Raw genomic sequence first — 15804 nt, 5'->3', positions numbered from 1 at the left:
ACCGAGACTGCCGACCGCCGTACAGCCGCGTCTTGTACGTTCTTTGCATGGCCGCTCAGCGCGAGGTGACCGCCTGGCGTCCCCGGGTTCCGGGTGTCGTCGAGGTCTTCCACGCGCACTTCACCGAGTACGCCTATCCGATGCACGTCCACGAGGCGTGGACGCTCCTCATCGTCGACGACGGCGCCGTACGGTACGACCTCGACCGGCACGAGCACGGCACCCCGCACGGCACGGTGACGCTGCTGCCGCCGCACGTCCCGCACAACGGCGCTCCGGCGACCCCGCACGGCTTCCGCAAGCGCGTCCTCTACCTCGACACCTCCCGGCTCGCCGCCGACCTCATCGGGGCCGCCGTGGACACTCCCGACCTGCGCGACCCGCTGCTGCGGCACCGGGTCGGCCAACTGCACACCGCCCTGGCCCGCCCCGGCGACGAGCTGGAGGCCGAGAGCCGGCTGACGCTCGTCGGGGAGCGGCTGCGCACGCATCTGCGGGCGCGCCCGGCGGACGGAGCCCGCAGCGGTCCCGCCCTAGCCCGCAGCCTGCGCGAACTCCTCGACGAACGGGTCGTCGAAGGGCTCTCACTGCAGGAGGCGGCGGGACTGCTCCAGGCCCATCCCGCCCACCTGGTACGGGCGTTCAGCACCGCCTACGGCATCGCCCCGCACCAGTACCTGAACTCCCGCCGCGTGGACCGCGCCCGCCGCCTCCTCCTGGACGGCCGCCCGCTCGGCGAGGTCGCGGCGGCGACCGGCTTCTACGACCAGGCCCACCTCACCCGCCACTTCCGCAAGCTGGTGGGCACGACCCCGGGGAGATACGCGGGGACGGGGGCTCGGCACGGGGAGCGCTCCTAGGACGACCCGGTGGGACGCTGGGTCAGGTGGGTGAAGGCGTCGAGGTTGCGGGTGGACTCGCCTCGGGAGACACGCCACTCGTACTCCTTGCGGATGGCGCTCGCGAAGCCCAGTTCCAGCAGGGTGTTGAAGGCGCCGTCGGCGGCTTCCAGGGTCTGGCCGAGGAGGCGGTCGAGTTCGTCGGGGGTGACGGACGAGAGGGGCAGCTTGGCGGTGACGTAGACGTCGCCGAGCTGGTCGACGGCGTAACTGACGCCGTAGAGCTTGAGGTTGCGCTCCAGGAGCCAGCGGTGGACGCCGGGCTCGTTCTCGTCGGGGTGGCGGATGACGAAGGCGTTCAGCGACAGCGAGTGGCGGCCGAGCCGCAGGGAGAGCGTGGTCGACAGCTTGCGCGTGCCGGGGAGTTTCACGACGTAGGTGCCGGGCTCGGGGCTCTCCCACTCCAGCTCCGCGTCCTGGAGGAAGTCCTCGACGGTCTGCTGCGCATCACCCATGGTGCGAGCGTACGCGACGGCGGTGGGCCTGGGCCGCCGCCGTGTAGACGTCCGCGGTGGCGGCCGCCGCGGTGTCCCAGCCGAAGGACTGGGCGTGCCGGGCCGCGGCGGCGCCCATCCGGGCGGACAGCTCCGGCTGGTCGGCGAATTCGCGCAGCACGCGCGCGTAGGCGGCCGGTTGATGGCCTTGTACGAGGAAGCCGGTCCGTCCGTCGCGCACGGCCACCGGCAGTCCGCCGACCGACGCCGCGAGCACCGGCGTACCGGACGCCTGTGCCTCTATGGCGACCAGGCCGAAGGACTCGCTGTAGGAGGGCATGACGAGGACCGAGGCGGCCCGGAACCAGTCCGCGAGCTGTTCCTGGCCGACGGGCGGGCGGAACCGTACGACATCGGCGATGCCGAGGCGGGCCGCCAGCTTCTGCAGGCCCTCGGGTTTGGCGAGGCCGCTGCCGCTGGGGCCGCCGACGACGGGCACGAGGATGCGCGAGCGCAGCTCGGGGCGTTCGTCGAGCAGCACGGCGACCGCGCGGAGCAGGACGTCCGGGGCCTTCAGGGGCTGGATGCGGCCCGCGAAGAGCGGGATCAGGGCGTCCTGGGGCAGGCCGAGGCGGGCCCGGGCGGCGGCGCGGCCGTCGGCCGGCGAGAAGCGGTCGAGGTTGACGCCGGGGTGGACCACGCCGACCTTGCCGGGGTCCGCGTGGTAGTGGCGGACGAGTTCGTCGGCCTCCTCCGCGGTGTTCGCGATGAGCCGGTCGGCGGCGGCGACGATCTGGGTCTCGCCGATGACCCGGGCGGCCGGTTCGGGGGTGTCGCCCGCGGCGAGGTTGGCGTTCTTGACCTTGGCCATGGTGTGCATGGCGTGCACCAGGGGGGTGCCCCATCGCTGGGCGGCGAGCCAGCCGACGTGGCCGGAGAGCCAGTAGTGCGAGTGCACGAGGTCGTAGTAGCCGGGGCGGTGGCCGGCCCAGGCCTGCATCACGCCGTGGGTGAAGGCGCAGAGCTGGGCAGGGAGTTCTTCCTTGGCGAGGCCCTCGTAGGGGCCCGCGTCGACGTGCCGGACCAGGACGCCGGGGGCCATCTCCACGGTGGGCGGGAGGGCGGCGGTGGTGGCGCGGGTGAAGATCTCGACCTCGATGTTGATCGCGGCGAGGCGCTGCGCGAGCTCCACGATGTACACGTTCATGCCGCCGGCGTCCCCGGTGCCGGGCTGGTGGAGCGGTGAGGTGTGCACGGAGAGCATCGCGATACGGCGAGGCCGGCGGTGCAGACGCAACCGCGGGGGTGTCACCGCGGAGCGACGCCCGAGCCTGCCGACGTAGTGGCTCACGGGGCGTTCCTCCTCGCTGCGGGCATGCCTGAGGGAGGACGTGCGGGCCCTCCACGGGGGTGAACACCGGAAGGTCCGGCTCCATTTCCGGCCGAGGGTTCTTTGCCGAATCATTACCGCCAGTCGCTCAACCGTTCGAGGGCAGGCTGCGTGGCCCGGGAACGGGCGGCCGCGCAACCCCGAAAAGAGGGCGCGGGCGCAAGGCCGCCGCCCTACCCTCAGGCATATGCCGGACCCGGACGATCTCCAGTTACCCGCCGAAGAGCGGCTCCCCTGTCCCTGCTGCGGCCATCTGACGCTCCTGGAGCTGTGGGCCTACGAGATCTGCGAGGTCTGCCGGTGGGAGGAGGACCCCTTCCAGCTGCGCTTCCCGCATATCGACTTCGGCCCCAACCACGGGCTGAGCCTGATCGAGGCGCAGGCCAACTACCGGCGGACCGGCGCGGTGGCCGAGCAGGTCCGGCGCCGGGCGCGCCCGCCGAAGGACGACGAGCCGCTGGACCCGGGGTTCCGCCCGGCCGACCCCGCCCGGGACCCCTTCGAGCAGGCGCCCGGCGGCCGGATGCCGGACGACCTGACCGTCCTCTACTACTGGCGGCCCACCTACTGGCGGCGCCACCTCGCCCGGTGAGCCGCATACCCTCGTAGACATGACAGCCCGCGCCCCCGCCGGCCCCGTGGGAACGGTGACGCGCGGGACCACCAACCCCAACCGTCTGCGCCGCATGGACCGCTGGATCGCGGCCACGCACGGCGCCGAGCTGCGGCGGGCCCCCGACCCCGTCACGGTCGACCTCGGATACGGCGCCGCGCCCTGGACGGCCGTGGAACTGCTGGAGCGGCTGCGTACCGTCGCGCCCCGCGCGCGCGTGGTCGGCGTCGAGATCGACCCGGCGCGGGTCGCTGCCGCCCGGCCCTACGAGCGCGAGGGGCTGGTCTTCCGGCACGGCGGGTTCGAGATCCCGGTCCCGGGGCGGCCGCTGCTGATCCGGGCCGCCAATGTGCTGCGCCAGTACGAGGAGGCCGAGGTCGCCGCCGTGTGGGAGCGGCTGTGCGCGCGGCTGGCCCCGGCCGGCCCCGGCTCGCGGGGCGGGCTGCTGGTCGAGGGGACCTGCGACGAGATCGGGCGGCGGCACGTGTGGGTCGCGCTCGGACCCGAGGGGCCGCGGACGGTGACCTTCGCGACCCGGCTCGGCTCGCTGGAGCGGCCCTCGGACCTCGCCGAGCGGCTGCCGAAGGCGCTCATCCACCGCAACGTCCCCGGCGAGCCGGTCCATGCCTTCCTGCGGGACTTCGACCGCGCCTGGGCCGCCGCCGCGCCCTACGCCTCCTTCGGCGCCCGCCAGCGCTGGATCCGGGCGGTGCGGGAGCTGACGGCCGACTGGCCGGTGCTGGACGGGCCGGCGCGCTGGCGGCAGGGCGAAGTGACGGTGGCGTGGGGGGCATTGGCGCCGGCGCGATCACGGCCGTAACGCACTGACCTGCGGGGAACGATCTCCGTATGTCGTTCGTCACATAGGCGGGGAGATCGTCGTGCGGGGGTGGGAGAGGGGGGAAGCAGCAGGGTGTGCGACCTCTGTCGTTTTCCGCGGCGGCATGGCACGATCCCCCAGGCATCCGTAAGTTACTGACGGTTAATCAGGTTGGGGGAAGTGGTATGGGTACGGGCAGGCGCAGCCTCATCACCGCCGCCGTCACCGTGGTCTGCGCGGTGACCGTGCTGGCGGCCCCGGGCACCGCGTTCGCGAGTCCGACCCCGGCACCGGTGCCGAGCGTGACCCCGACTCCGGCCACCACCAAGGACCTTGAGGTCGTACGCAAGAAGCTGGACCGGCTCTATCACGACGCCGCCGTCGCCACCGACGCGTACAACTCCGCCGAGGAGAAGGCCGAGCAGCAGTCCGCCGAGCTCGTGGCCCTGGCGAAGAAGATCGTCAAGGGCCAGAAGAAGGTCGACGAACTCAAGAAGCGGGCCGGTGCCGCGGCCGCCGCGCAGTACCGCAGCGGCGGACTGCCCGACGAGGCCCACCTGATGCTCAGCGACGACCCGCAGGAGTTCCTCGACGGCGCGGGCCGGGTGATCCAGGGCGAGCGCGCCACCAAGGGCCTCCTGCGCGAACTGACCCGCACCCAGCAGGACTTGGAGCAGTACGCGAAGGACGCCTCGGCCCAGTGGGAGAAGCTGGAAGCCAACCGCAAGACCAAGGCCAGGGCGAAGGCGGAGATCAAGAAGCAGATCAAGGCCGCCGAGAAGCTGGAGTCGGAGCTGGAGGCGGAGGAGAAGGAGCGCCTCGCCGAGCTGGAGCGACGGGCCGCCCACCAGGCGCAGACGGCCTGGCTGGACTCCGGGATACTCGACGAGATCGACGGCAAGGCGTCCGCGCAGGGCAAGAAGGCCGTGGCGTACGCCACCGCCCAGCTCGGCAAGCCGTACGAGTGGGGCGCCGAGGGGCCCGACACCTTCGACTGCTCCGGGCTGACCTCGCAGGCCTGGGCGGCGGCCGGAGTGGCGATTCCGCGCACCTCGCAGGAGCAGTGGAAGCAGCTTCCGCGCATCGACATCGCGCAGATGCGCCCCGGCGACCTCATCATCTACAACGACGACGCCAGTCATGTCGGGATGTACGTCGGCGACGGCGCGATGGTGCACTCTCCGCGCCCCGGGCGGACGGTGACCATCGCGGGGGCCGGTTCCATGCCGATCCTGGCGGTCGTACGACCGGACGTATGAGACCGGAGTCACGCATACCGGGGCCCCGGGGTGACCGGGGCCACGTGACGCACCGCACCCCAACGGCCGTGCAAACCGGGGGCGGGCGTGACGTTCGTCATCCCCCGGGGGCCGCCGCCCTGCCCAACTGCGGTACAGAACGCGGCATATGACAGTGGCCAGCCGCTGAACGGCGTGGCCTGCACCATTCCGTTGCGGGGCCGACTACCGCTATGGTCCCCGTCGGTGGGTCGAGGTCCCTCGTCCCCGCCATGCCCTCGGGGGGAGGGAAGGAACCCAAGACGATGCCCGTACCCGTACCGCGGCAGAGAGCGATCCCGGCCGTGGAGAGTGGTCAGGCGCAGGCAGCCGCACCCACGGTCGGCGGCCCCTCGGCCGGAGAGGCCCCGCGCAAGGACGCCACGGTCGAGCACACCGAGCAGACGAACACGCCCCACACCGGTGCCACCGGCGCCGCCCACACCCAGCTGACGCTGCTGCTCATCGAGGACGACCCGGGCGGCTCCACGGTGCTGCCCGAACTGCACGACCGGGCCGGCAGGCCGATCCGGGTGCGCTCCGCCCGCAACCTCACCGAGGCCGAGCGGCTGCTCACCGACGACGTCCACTGCATCCTGCTGGACCTGGCGCTGCCCGCGCCGGGCCGCGGCGACGACAGCGACGAGCTCGCCGTGCTCAAGCAGGTGCTGGAGCTCGCGCCGCGGCACGCCGTCCTCGCCCTCACCGCCTCCGGCGACGCCGAGCGCGGCGCGCAGGCGGTCCGGGTGGGCGCCCAGGACTATCTGCATCGTGACGAGCTGGACGGCCGGCTGCTGAGCCGCGCGATCCGGTACGCGGTGGAGCGCAAGCGCTCCGACTCGGCGGAGCGCCGGCTCGCCGAGGGGCGGGTGCGGGCGCAGGAGAACCGGCGCCTGGAGCGGGGCCTGCTGCCCACGCCGCTGCTGGACGGCTCGCCCCTGCGGTTCGCCGCGCGGTACCGGCCGGGCCGGTCGCGGGCGCTGCTCGGCGGGGACTTCTACGACGTGGTCCGCACCTCCGACGGCACCGTGCACGCCATGATCGGCGACGTCTGCGGGCACGGTCCCGACGAGGCCGCGCTCGGTGTCGAGCTGCGGATCGCCTGGCGGGCGCTGACCCTGGCCGGGCTCTGCGGGGACCAGCTGCTCGGCACGCTGCAGCAGGTGCTGGAGCACGAGCGGTCGGACGAGGAGATCTTCGCGACGCTGTGCACGGTGGACATAGCGCCGGACGGCCGCCGGGCGGGGCTGTGCCTGGCCGGGCACCCCTCACCGCTGCTGGCCCGCCCCGGGCGGGCGGCGCAGCTGCTGCCGTACGACAACAACGGGCCGGCGCTCGGGCTGCTGCCCGGGGCCCGCTGGCCCCGGATGCAGGTGGAGCTGGGTGCCGAGTGGAGCCTGATGCTCTACACCGACGGGCTGATCGAGGGCCGGATCGGCGCGGGCAAGGAACGGCTGGGCCAGGACGGGATGGTGTCCATGGTCCGTCGGCAGCTGGCCGAAGGGCTGCGCGGAGAGGCGCTGCTGGGAGCGGCGGTGAACGAGGTCCGGGACCTCAACGGCGGCGAGCTGACGGACGACGTGGCCGTGCTGCTGCTGGACCGGGAGCGCTGAGCCGGGGGCCCGCTCCGGGCGGGCGGGGTCAGCGCCCGCCGTTCCACGGGCCGTAGGGGCCGTCGCTGCTCGAACCCCTGCGGGTGTTGCGGCCGCCGCCGGGCAGGGAGCGGATCGCCGGGCGGACGTCCACCATGTAGACGATCGTGGCGATGAGGCCGATGATCGGCAGGAACGACAGGATGTTGAAGATCAGGTTCACCACGAAGGCGAGCCCGAGGACGATCAGCCAGAACGGCTTGGTCTTCTTGTCGGCCGCGCGGTAGGCGTCCTCGCGGCGCGTGGCGGCGTCGATCAGCGCGAAACCGCTGAAAAGGATCAGGGCCATGCTCAGCAGCCACATGAAGTTTGCGAAGCCCTGCATCAGCACAACGTCCACCACCCGACTCGGCTCGTCCCTACGCGGTCACCGTACCCGCAACCGCAGGCCCGCTACCCGGTCAACGGGCCGAGCACTCGCCAAGTGCCCGGCCCGTCCGGTTATCGCCCGGCCCGGTTACTTCGCGGGCGGGGTCGTCTTCTTGGCGGCCGGCTTGCGCGGGGCCGTCTTCTTGGGGGTGGGGGTGGGGGTGGGGGACTTCTTCGGCGCGGCCGACGCGGCGGGCTTCGGCTCGGCCGGCTTGTCCTCCTGCGTGACCTCGACGGGCTTGGCGTTCGGCTCCACGACGATGGCGAGCTCCTCGATCTCCTCGGCCGCCTCGCCGCGCCAGGTCCGCACGGCCTGCTCGCCGTGCTCGGCGACCTTCTCGTAGGTCTCCCGGGCCTTCACGGCGTACTCGGCGGCCACGCCGACGCCGCGCAGCGCGAAGTCCTGGGCGTTCTCGCCGAACTTCTTCAGGTCGGCGTCGAAGGTGGTGCTGAGCTTCTTCAGGTCCCCGTCGAGGGAGCTGATGAATTCGCTGACCCTGGACTGCAGGGTCTCCTGCGTCTCCTTGACCCGGGCCTGCGTCTCCTTGACCCGGGCCTGCGCCTCCTTGGCGCGGGCGGCGGCCTTCTCCTGCACGGCCTTCGGGTCGGTGTTGCGCACGGCCTCGATCCGGGACGGGGCCTCGGCACGCAGCTGCTCGACCAGGCCGGGGACCTTCTTGGCCTGCTGGAAGGCCAGGTCGGCGGTGCCGGCGGCGAAGTAGAGCGGGGTCGGGTCGCTGAGGGTCTTGCGGAGGTCGTCGGTGATGGCCATTTTGCTGGTCCTCCCGGGGTTACTGCAGATGAGGGTGGGTGGGGGCGGTCCCGCGGGGCGCGTGCGACGGCGGCCGGTCGCCCGGCTCAGCCGGCCGGCGGCCGCGGCTCCCGCGGGTCTTCGGTGTCCGGTGCGCCGGCGTCCTTGCCGGCGGCTGGGGTGCGGGGGCCGTCGTCGAGCCGGACGGGCCCGGCGTCGGCGCCGGTGCCCGTCATGGCGTCGTCGTCCGCCGCTATCGCGAATCCGTTCTCCTTGCGGAAGGACTCGTAGATCTGGAGCAGCACCTGCTTCTGCTGCCCGGTCAGCGTGGGATCGGCGAGGATGACGGCGCGCGTCTCCACCTCGTCCCGGTCCCGCTCGGCGTCCAGGATTCCGGCCCGCACGTACAGCGTCTCGGCGGAGATCCGCAGCGCCTTGGCGACCTGCTGGAGGACCTCCGCGCTCGGCTTGCGCAGCCCGCGCTCGATCTGGCTCAGATACGGATTGGACACCCCGGCGGCATCGGCGAGCTGCCGCAGCGAGAGCTGGGCGTTGCGCCGCTGCTCGCGCAGGTACTCACCGAGATTGCCGACGTTGAGTGTTGCCATGCCCCCACCTTGCACCACCCTCGCTAACTATTGCAAGCACCTGCTTGCAATAGTGCGCCATGTCATGCCGACGGCGGCCCCGGCGGAGTTTCAGCGCAGCGTGAGGCGGTTCTCCGTGTCGATGTGGGTCAGCTTCTGCGGGTTGCGGACGTAGTAGAGGCCGGTGATGCGGTCGTCGTCCAGGCGGATCGCCATGATGCCGTCGGTCTCGCCGTTCACCAGGAGGGCGAGGGCCGGGTGGCCGTTCACCACGCAGGGCTCGTAACCGATGGTGAACTTGGCCTTTCCGGCGCCGCCGATGATGTAGCGGCTCACCCGGTCGGCACCGACGATCGGGCGTACCGCGCCGCCCTGCTTGACGCCGCCGCCGTCCGCCATCAGGACCACGTCGGGGGCGAGGACGTCGAGCAGGCCCTGGAGGTCGCCGGTCTCGATGGTGTGCCGGAAGGACTCCAGCGCCGCCCGGGTCCGGCTCGCGGAGACCGCCTCGCGGGGGCGGCGGGCGTCGACGTGCTGCCGGGCCCGGTGGGCGATCTGGCGTACGGCCGCGGGGGTCTTGTCGACGGCCTCGGCGATCTCGTCGTAGCCGACGTCGAAGACCTCGCGCAGGACGAAGACGGCGCGTTCCGTCGGCGAGAGTGTCTCCAGGACGAGCATGAGCGCCATCGAGACACTCTCGGCGAGTTCGACGTCCTCGGCCACGTCCGGCGAGGTGAGCAGCGGCTCGGGCAGCCAGGGGCCGACGTAGGACTCCTTGCGGCGCTTCAGGGTGCGCAGGCGGTTGAGCGACTGCCGGGTGGTCATCCGGACCAGGTAGGCGCGGGGGTCACGCACCTGGTCCAGGTCGAGCTCGACCCACCGCAGCCAGGTCTCCTGGAGTACGTCCTCCGCGTCGGCCGCCGAGCCGAGCATCTCGTAGGCGACGGTGAACAGGAGGTTGCGGTGGGCGACGAAGATCTCGGTCGCCGGGTCGGTGACGTGCTCACTCATGATCGTTCTCTCCCCTGTACGGGCCCGCGGCCACGTGTCCGGCGGTGGCCTCAGTGCTCCGGGCCGCCAGCTGCTCGCCGCGCCGGGGGCCGCCCGAGACGTTGTGCAGGCGGTACGAGCCCGGCTTGGCCGCCTCGCCGGCCAGGTGCCCGACGGTGCCCTTGCACACGAACTCCTTGACCCGCGCGCCGAGCCGGCCGCCGATGTGGAACCACACCGCCACGTCGTGCCGGCGGGCGAACTGGAAGATGCCCGCCTTCCGTCCGAGGCTGACGCACTGCCCGGCGAAGACGTGGTTGAGGGTCGCCGGTTCCTCCCCCGCGACCCGGCTGAGCACGGTGTCCGCGGCCCGCGCGCCGAGCGGTATCGCGGCCTGGCAGCTCATCCGCAGCGGCAGGTCCGACGGGGCGGCGCTGTCGCCGGCCGCGACGATCCGTACGTCGTCGACACAGGTCAGCGTCTCGTCGGTGAGCAGACGGCCGAGCGCGTCGGTGCTCAGCCCGCTGCGCGCGGCGAGATCCGGTACGCCGAACCCGGCGGCCCACACCGTCACCGCGCTCGGCACCTCACGGCCGTCCTCCAGCCGTACGGCGTCCCGCGTCACGGCCGTCACCGTGCTGCCGGGCCCGTCGAGGACGCTCACCCCGAGCGCCGCCATCCGCTTCGCCACCGAACGCCGCCCGCGCGCGTGCAGATACGGCCCGAGCGCCCCACCGCACACCAGCGTGACGGCCCGCCCCTCCTCCGCCAGCTCGGTGGCGACCTCGATGCCGAGCGGCCCGGCGCCCACGACGGTGACCGGGGCGGAGACGGGCGTGTCGTGCAGCTCGTTCCGCAGCCGCTCCGCCTCCTCCAGGGTGGCGACGGGACGGGCGAACTCATCGGCACCGGGAACCCCGGGCTCGGCGCTGCCGCTGCCGACGGCGTACACGAGGTAGTCGTAGGAGACGCTGCCCCCGGACGCCAGCTCCAGCCGGCGCCCGGCCGCGTCGATCCGCTCGACGGAGTCGACGACCAGCCGGACCCCCTCGGTCAGCACCTCCCGGTATTCGACGACGGCGTCGTCGGTCCCGGCCACCAGCTGGTGCAGCCGGATCCGCTCGACGAAGCCCGCCCGCGGGTTGACCACCGTCACCTGCACGTTCCCGTGCCGCGTGAGCCGGTTGGCCGCCATCACCCCGGCGTACCCGCCTCCCACGACCACGACCTCGACGTTCTCGGCCACGAAAGTCACGATGCCTCCTCCGATTGCAGGGATCCGATTGCAGGATCCGATTGCAGGGATCCGGCCTTCAGACACCGGGCCCGGGGCGGCTGTGACAGGACGTGAGCCAGATCACGCCTCCGCCCGGCGGGCCCGGTTCGCCTCCCGCATCACCGCCCACGCGTCCGCCACCGGGCCCACGTGGGTCAGCTTCTCGGGGTTGATCACCGAGCGGATCGCCCGGACGCGGCCGTCGGCGATGTCGATCGCCATGATGTTGATGACCTTGCCGTCCCGGTCCCGGAAGATCACCCCGGGCTGCCCGTTCACCTCGTGCGGCTCGGCCGTGACGCCGATCAGCTCGAACGGCTGGGCCATCGCGACCAGCAGCCGCGCCACGTTCTCCGCGCCCACGATGGCCCGCGCCCACTGCGGAGCCTTGCCTCCGCCGTCGCCGACCATCTGCACATCGCCGGCCGGCAGCTCCCGCAGCCCGTCCACGTCCCCCTCCCGGAACGCGTCGAAGAACCGTTCCGCCAGCGCCTCCCGCTCCTTGCGGTCCGCCTCGAACCTCGGCCGCCCGGCGTCCATGTGCCGCCGCGCCCGTACCGCCAGCTGACGGCACGCCGGCTCCGAGCGGTCCACCGCCGAGGCGATCTCCGGGAAGCCGAACCCGAACACGTCCCGCAGCACGAACACCGCCCGCTCCAGCGGGGTGAGCCGCTCCAGCAGGACCAGCGCCGCCATCGACAGGGAGTCCGCCAGCTCCGCCGACCGCTCCGGGTCCTCGTAGGGGTCGTTCAGCAGGGGCTCGGGGAACCAGGGGCCGACGTACTGCTCCCGGCGCACCCGTGCCGAGCGCAGGACGTCGATGGAGATCCGGGTGACCACGGTCGACAGGTAGGCCTTCGTGGACGCCGGGCGCGTCTCGGCGCTCTCCCAGCGCAGCCAGGTCTCCTGCACCGCGTCCTCCGCCTCGCCGACGCTGCCGAGAATCCGGTAGGCGATGGCGAACAGCAGCGTGCGCAGCTCCTCGAACTCCTCCGTGCGGGTCACGCGGCTCCTTCCCGAGCGGCCCGGTCGCCGCTCACCCTTGAGACGAGACAGCCCCACCCGGCTGTGACACCGGGGGCGGCCCTACCCACTTTTTTGTGCGTACTTGGCATCACCGCGCCCGCCCGCGAAGCTGAACGCAGGTGATCAGGAAGCCGCCAGCCGCTCCAGCCGGCGGTGACCCCAGTCGGAGAGGGGGCCGAGGAGTCCGGAGAGTTCACGGCCGGAGCCGGTCAGGGAGTAGACCGTCTTCAGCGGGAGTACGTCGTGCACCTCCCGGTGCACCAGACCGTCCTCCTCCATCTCGCGCAACGCCTGCGTCAGCACCTTCTCGCTGAGGCCGGGCAGCCGGCGCCGCAGTTCAGCGGGCCGGTGCGGGCCCGATTCCAGCAGCCACAGCAGGCTCGTCTTCCACTTGCCGTCGATCACCGCGATGGCGGCGGTCACTCCGCAGACGTTCGGATCCTGAGCACGGCTGCGCGTCATCATCGCCCCTTTTATTCACACATGTTCACGTATGGGAGAAGCATGTCCACGTACGACGACCAGTCTGCCGTCACCGTCCTCGGCCTGGGTCCGATGGGTCGCGCCCTGGCCGGCGCCTTCCTCGACGCGGGGGTGGCCACCACCGTCTGGAACCGCACGCCGGGCCGGGACCGGGACCTGGTCGCCCGCGGGGCCCGGTCCACCGCCACCGCCGCCGAGGCGGTCGCCGCCGCGCCCCTGACCGTCGTCTGCGTCGTGAACTACGACGCCTCCGACGCGATCCTGCGGCAGGACGAGGTCACCGACGCCCTGAAGGCCCGTACGGTCGTCAACCTCACCGCCGACAGCCCCGACCGCGCCCGGGACACGGCCGGCTGGGCCGCCGCGCACGGCATCCGTTACCTGGACGGCGCGATCATGACCCCGGCGCCGAGCATCGGGACCCCGGAAGCGGTCTTCATCCTCAGCGGCCCGAAGGACCTCTACGAGCGCCACCAGCCGGTCCTGTCCACCCTCGGCGGCGCCCACACCCACCTCGGCGAGGACATCGGCCGGGCCGCCGCCTACGACATCGCCCTGCTCGACCTCTTCTGGACGGCGATGGCCGGTTACGCGCACGCCCTCGCGGTGGCCCGCGCCGAGGGCGTCACCGCCCGGGAGCTGGCCCCCTTCGCACAGGGCATCGGCGCGATCCTGCCGCCGCTGTTCGCGGAGTTCGCCGGGGACACCGACGACGGCACCTACTCGGGCGAGATCAACCCCATCACCTCGGCCGTCTCCTCCATGGCCCACATCGTCCACACCGCCGAGTCCCACGGCATCGACGCGAGCCTGATGCGCGTCGTCGAGGGCCAGGCCCGCCGGGTCGTCGCCGAGGGCCACGGCGCCGACGGCTACCTCCGCGTCACCGAGCTGCTGACCCGGCACGCCCACTGACCCACCGCGCCGGCACGCCGAAGTCCGCTTGGTCAGGCCCGGGCGGTGATCGACGCGGTGGAGCAGCGCGGGCGCGGAACAGTGCTCGGCGGCCCACACCCGGTCGGGCTCTCCGATCTCGTCGTCGCCCCGGACGAAGGGCCGCCCGCCCGCGCAGGCAGCCCGAGCCAGGGCGGGAGACAGGCGTTGGCGCTCTTCAGGTTCCCGCACCCCCGAAGGGGAGCAACGTGCCGTCGGTGCCGAGGAAGAGGGGCATCGCCACCAGCACGCCTCAGAAGGGCAGTGCCCTCGCGTGCACGACCTCCAGCCGTGACACCGCGCGGGTCAGCGTCACGTACAGCCGGTGCAGGCCGCGGGGCTCTGACTCCGCGATCGTCGCCGGCTCCACGAGGACCACGTGGTCGTACTCCAGGCCCTTGACCGCGCTCGCCGCGATCACCGTCACGCGCGGGGTCAGGACGCCGGCCCGGGTGAGGGCCGCGTGCAGGGAGGTGACGTCACCGTCGGCGGCGATGACACCGATGGCGCCCTCCCGCGCGTGGGCGTCCCGTACCGCGGTCACGACCGTTTCGGGCAGGTGCCCGGGGCGCGTTCGGCGCAGGGTCAGCTCGCCGTCCGTGCGCAGGGAGCGGGCCGCCGGTACGTCCACGTCGAGGCGGGGCAGGAGCCGGTTGGCCAGTTCGGCGACGGCCGCCGGCATCCGGAATCCCGTGGTCAGCGGCACCAGGGCCGCGTCCGGCTTGCCCAGGTGCCCGAGCAGGGCGGTCCAGGAGCGGGCCGCCCAGGGGGTCGTCCCCTGGGCCAGATCCCCCAGCACCGTCAGCGAGCCGAAGGGCACCCGGCGCGCGATGGCCCGGCACTCCATGGCGGACAGGTCCTGCGCCTCGTCGACGACGACATGGCCGTAGCCCGTCGGATGGTCGAGGAGCCCGGCGAGTTCGTCGAGGAGGACCAGGTCCGCCGGGGACCAGCGCGCCGACCTGTACGACCGCGGCGGCTTCGCCCACAGCAGCGCCTTCTGCTCCTCGGCATCGAGCAGCCCCTCGCCCGCCGCCGCCAACACCGCCGGATCCGCGAGGAGTTCGGCGAGCACCTCCTCCGGCCGTACCCGGGGCCACACCGCGTCGACGTACGGCCCGGCGCCCCGCGCCCCCGACATCCGGCGCACCCAGGCGTTCGGCCGCGGCCCCGCCCGCCGCTCGGCCTGCCGGCGCAGCGCCGCCACGATCCGCGTCCGCACCCGCTCCCGCCCCCGGTCGTACGGCAGGTCGTCGGCGCGCACATCCCGTACGATCCGCGCGAGTTCGTCCTCCGCCAGCCGCCAGCGGTACGAGCCGTCCGGCACGACCAGCGCACCCGCACCCGCACCCTCCCCGGCCACCCGCGCGTAGAGCGCCCGGCGCAGCACCTCCGCCATCCGCGCGTCGTGCTTGAGCACCGCCGCCCGCTCCTCGTCGGCGCCGGTGACCGGCTGCCGGGCGATCTCCTCCAGCAGCGTCGACTGCCGTACGCCCGTCTCGCCGAGCGCGGGAAGCACCTCGGAGACATAGCCGAGGAAGGTGCGGTTGGGGCCGAGGATCAGCAGGCCGGAGCGCTGGATGCGCTGGGGGTGGGTGTAGAGGAGGTAGGCCGCCCGGTGCAGGCCGACCGCGGTCTTCCCGGTGCCGGGGGCGCCCTGCACACAGATCGAGACGGCGAGTTCGGCGCGGACCAGGTCGTCCTGCTCGGGCTGGATGGTCGCGGCGATGTCCCGCATGGGCCCGACCCGGGGCCGCTCGATCTCCCGCGTGACGATCTCGCTGACCCGCGACTCCCCCCGGCCGAGGTGTTCGTCCTCCAGTCCGGTGAGGTCGGCGGAGTCGCCCCGGCTGCCCGGCGCCCATCCGAACCGCCGCCGTACGGCGACGCCCTGGGGGTCACGCGCGCTCGCCTGGTAGAAGGCGCGGGAGACGGGCGCGCGCCAGTCGACGACGAGGGGCGGGGCGGCCGGATGCTCGGTGATCCGCACCCGGCCGACGTGATAGCCCTGCCCGGCGTGCGCGCCGTCGCCGAAGTCCAGCCGCCCGAAGAACAGGGGCCCTTCGGGCAGCTCCCGCATCTCCTTCGCCCGGCTGCGCAGCCGGTACCCGAGCACTTCGGCATCGGCCCCGGAGGCGGAGACGTCCTCGCCCACGACGACCTGTTCACCGGCCCCGGCGACCATCGCGTCGAGGGCGGCACGGCAGCGGTCGTGGTGGGCGCGTTCGCTACGGAGAAGGTCATTGGGGGCGGGCTCGGCGGACGTCATTCCACCGAGCCTACGCCAAAAATGTAACCGAGTTA

General features: G+C 72.9%; 16 protein-coding genes. 6 read left to right on the top strand and 10 right to left on the bottom strand.

Translation table 11 applies throughout. The features are described from left to right. Positions 1 to 47 precede the first annotated feature (47 nt). The gene (locus ACFYW5_RS18430) at positions 48 to 860 is read left to right on the top strand and encodes an AraC family transcriptional regulator (RefSeq protein ID WP_389418060.1); all 813 of its coding nucleotides are present in this window, start codon (positions 48 to 50) and stop codon (positions 858 to 860) included. Here the strand turns inward: ACFYW5_RS18430 and ACFYW5_RS18425 are convergent. Together ACFYW5_RS18425 and mshA are read right to left on the bottom strand one after the other, a co-directional pair. Further along, complete coding sequence (locus ACFYW5_RS18425; RefSeq protein WP_389418059.1) at positions 857 to 1354, bottom strand: YbjN domain-containing protein; 498 nt, start codon at positions 1352 to 1354, stop codon at positions 857 to 859. The genes ACFYW5_RS18430 and ACFYW5_RS18425 overlap by 4 nt on opposite strands. Next, on the bottom strand, positions 1347 to 2684 hold the full coding sequence (mshA, locus tag ACFYW5_RS18420) for a D-inositol-3-phosphate glycosyltransferase (RefSeq protein ID WP_389418058.1): 1338 nt from the start codon (positions 2682 to 2684) through the stop codon (positions 1347 to 1349). The genes ACFYW5_RS18425 and mshA overlap by 8 nt, the downstream gene beginning before the upstream one ends. A gap of 226 nt (positions 2685 to 2910) precedes the next feature. Here mshA and ACFYW5_RS18415 point away from each other — a divergent pair, with 226 nt between their 5' ends. From ACFYW5_RS18415 to ACFYW5_RS18400, 4 genes are all read left to right on the top strand, one after another. Further along, positions 2911 to 3315: a CPCC family cysteine-rich protein gene (locus tag ACFYW5_RS18415; RefSeq protein WP_389418057.1), complete on the top strand. Its 405-nt coding sequence runs from the start codon at positions 2911 to 2913 to the stop codon at positions 3313 to 3315. Between the two features lie 19 nt (positions 3316 to 3334). Further along, positions 3335 to 4156 carry a class I SAM-dependent methyltransferase gene (locus ACFYW5_RS18410; protein WP_389418056.1) on the top strand — a complete coding sequence of 274 codons (822 nt, stop codon included), beginning with the start codon at positions 3335 to 3337 and terminating at the stop codon, positions 4154 to 4156. A 185-nt stretch (positions 4157 to 4341) separates the two neighbouring features. Next, on the top strand, positions 4342 to 5415 hold the full coding sequence (locus tag ACFYW5_RS18405; RefSeq protein WP_389418055.1) for an NlpC/P60 family protein: 1074 nt from the start codon (positions 4342 to 4344) through the stop codon (positions 5413 to 5415). A gap of 284 nt (positions 5416 to 5699) precedes the next feature. Then, a complete protein-coding gene (locus ACFYW5_RS18400; protein ID WP_389418054.1) occupies positions 5700 to 7046 on the top strand; it encodes a PP2C family protein-serine/threonine phosphatase in 1347 nt (448 codons plus the stop codon). Between the two features lie 28 nt (positions 7047 to 7074). On the opposite strand, the gene ACFYW5_RS18395 is transcribed toward ACFYW5_RS18400, so the two are convergent. From ACFYW5_RS18395 to ACFYW5_RS18365, 7 genes are all read right to left on the bottom strand, one after another. Then, positions 7075 to 7410 carry a DUF2516 family protein gene (locus ACFYW5_RS18395; RefSeq protein WP_389418053.1) on the bottom strand — a complete coding sequence of 112 codons (336 nt, stop codon included), beginning with the start codon at positions 7408 to 7410 and terminating at the stop codon, positions 7075 to 7077. Between the two features lie 132 nt (positions 7411 to 7542). Then, positions 7543 to 8226 carry a hypothetical protein gene (locus ACFYW5_RS18390; protein WP_389418052.1) on the bottom strand — a complete coding sequence of 228 codons (684 nt, stop codon included), beginning with the start codon at positions 8224 to 8226 and terminating at the stop codon, positions 7543 to 7545. An 86-nt stretch (positions 8227 to 8312) separates the two neighbouring features. Continuing rightward, positions 8313 to 8813 carry a helix-turn-helix domain-containing protein gene (locus ACFYW5_RS18385; RefSeq protein ID WP_389418051.1) on the bottom strand — a complete coding sequence of 167 codons (501 nt, stop codon included), beginning with the start codon at positions 8811 to 8813 and terminating at the stop codon, positions 8313 to 8315. Positions 8814 to 8903: 90 nt separating this feature from the next. Then, entirely contained in the window at positions 8904 to 9803 is a 900-nt protein-coding gene (locus tag ACFYW5_RS18380; RefSeq protein WP_389418050.1) for an RNA polymerase sigma-70 factor, read from the bottom strand. After that, positions 9796 to 11028, bottom strand: coding sequence for an NAD(P)/FAD-dependent oxidoreductase (locus ACFYW5_RS18375; protein ID WP_389418425.1), 1233 nt, complete (start codon positions 11026 to 11028; stop codon positions 9796 to 9798). The genes ACFYW5_RS18380 and ACFYW5_RS18375 overlap by 8 nt, the downstream gene beginning before the upstream one ends. 111 nt (positions 11029 to 11139) lie before the next feature. Beyond that, positions 11140 to 12063, bottom strand: coding sequence for an RNA polymerase sigma-70 factor (locus ACFYW5_RS18370; protein ID WP_389418049.1), 924 nt, complete (start codon positions 12061 to 12063; stop codon positions 11140 to 11142). A 144-nt stretch (positions 12064 to 12207) separates the two neighbouring features. After that, a complete protein-coding gene (locus ACFYW5_RS18365; protein WP_389418424.1) occupies positions 12208 to 12546 on the bottom strand; it encodes a winged helix-turn-helix transcriptional regulator in 339 nt (112 codons plus the stop codon). Positions 12547 to 12588: 42 nt separating this feature from the next. On the opposite strand from ACFYW5_RS18365, the gene ACFYW5_RS18360 reads away from it, so the two are divergent. Continuing rightward, positions 12589 to 13482: an NAD(P)-dependent oxidoreductase gene (locus ACFYW5_RS18360; protein WP_389418048.1), complete on the top strand. Its 894-nt coding sequence runs from the start codon at positions 12589 to 12591 to the stop codon at positions 13480 to 13482. A 271-nt stretch (positions 13483 to 13753) separates the two neighbouring features. On the opposite strand, the gene ACFYW5_RS18355 is transcribed toward ACFYW5_RS18360, so the two are convergent. Continuing rightward, complete coding sequence (locus tag ACFYW5_RS18355; protein WP_389418047.1) at positions 13754 to 15769, bottom strand: HelD family protein; 2016 nt, start codon at positions 15767 to 15769, stop codon at positions 13754 to 13756. Positions 15770 to 15804 lie beyond the last annotated feature (35 nt).

The organism is Streptomyces sp. NPDC002779 (assembly GCF_042888685.1).
Lineage (GTDB): Bacteria > Actinomycetota > Actinomycetes > Streptomycetales > Streptomycetaceae > Streptomyces.
This window is presented reverse-complemented; position numbering and strand designations above follow the sequence as displayed.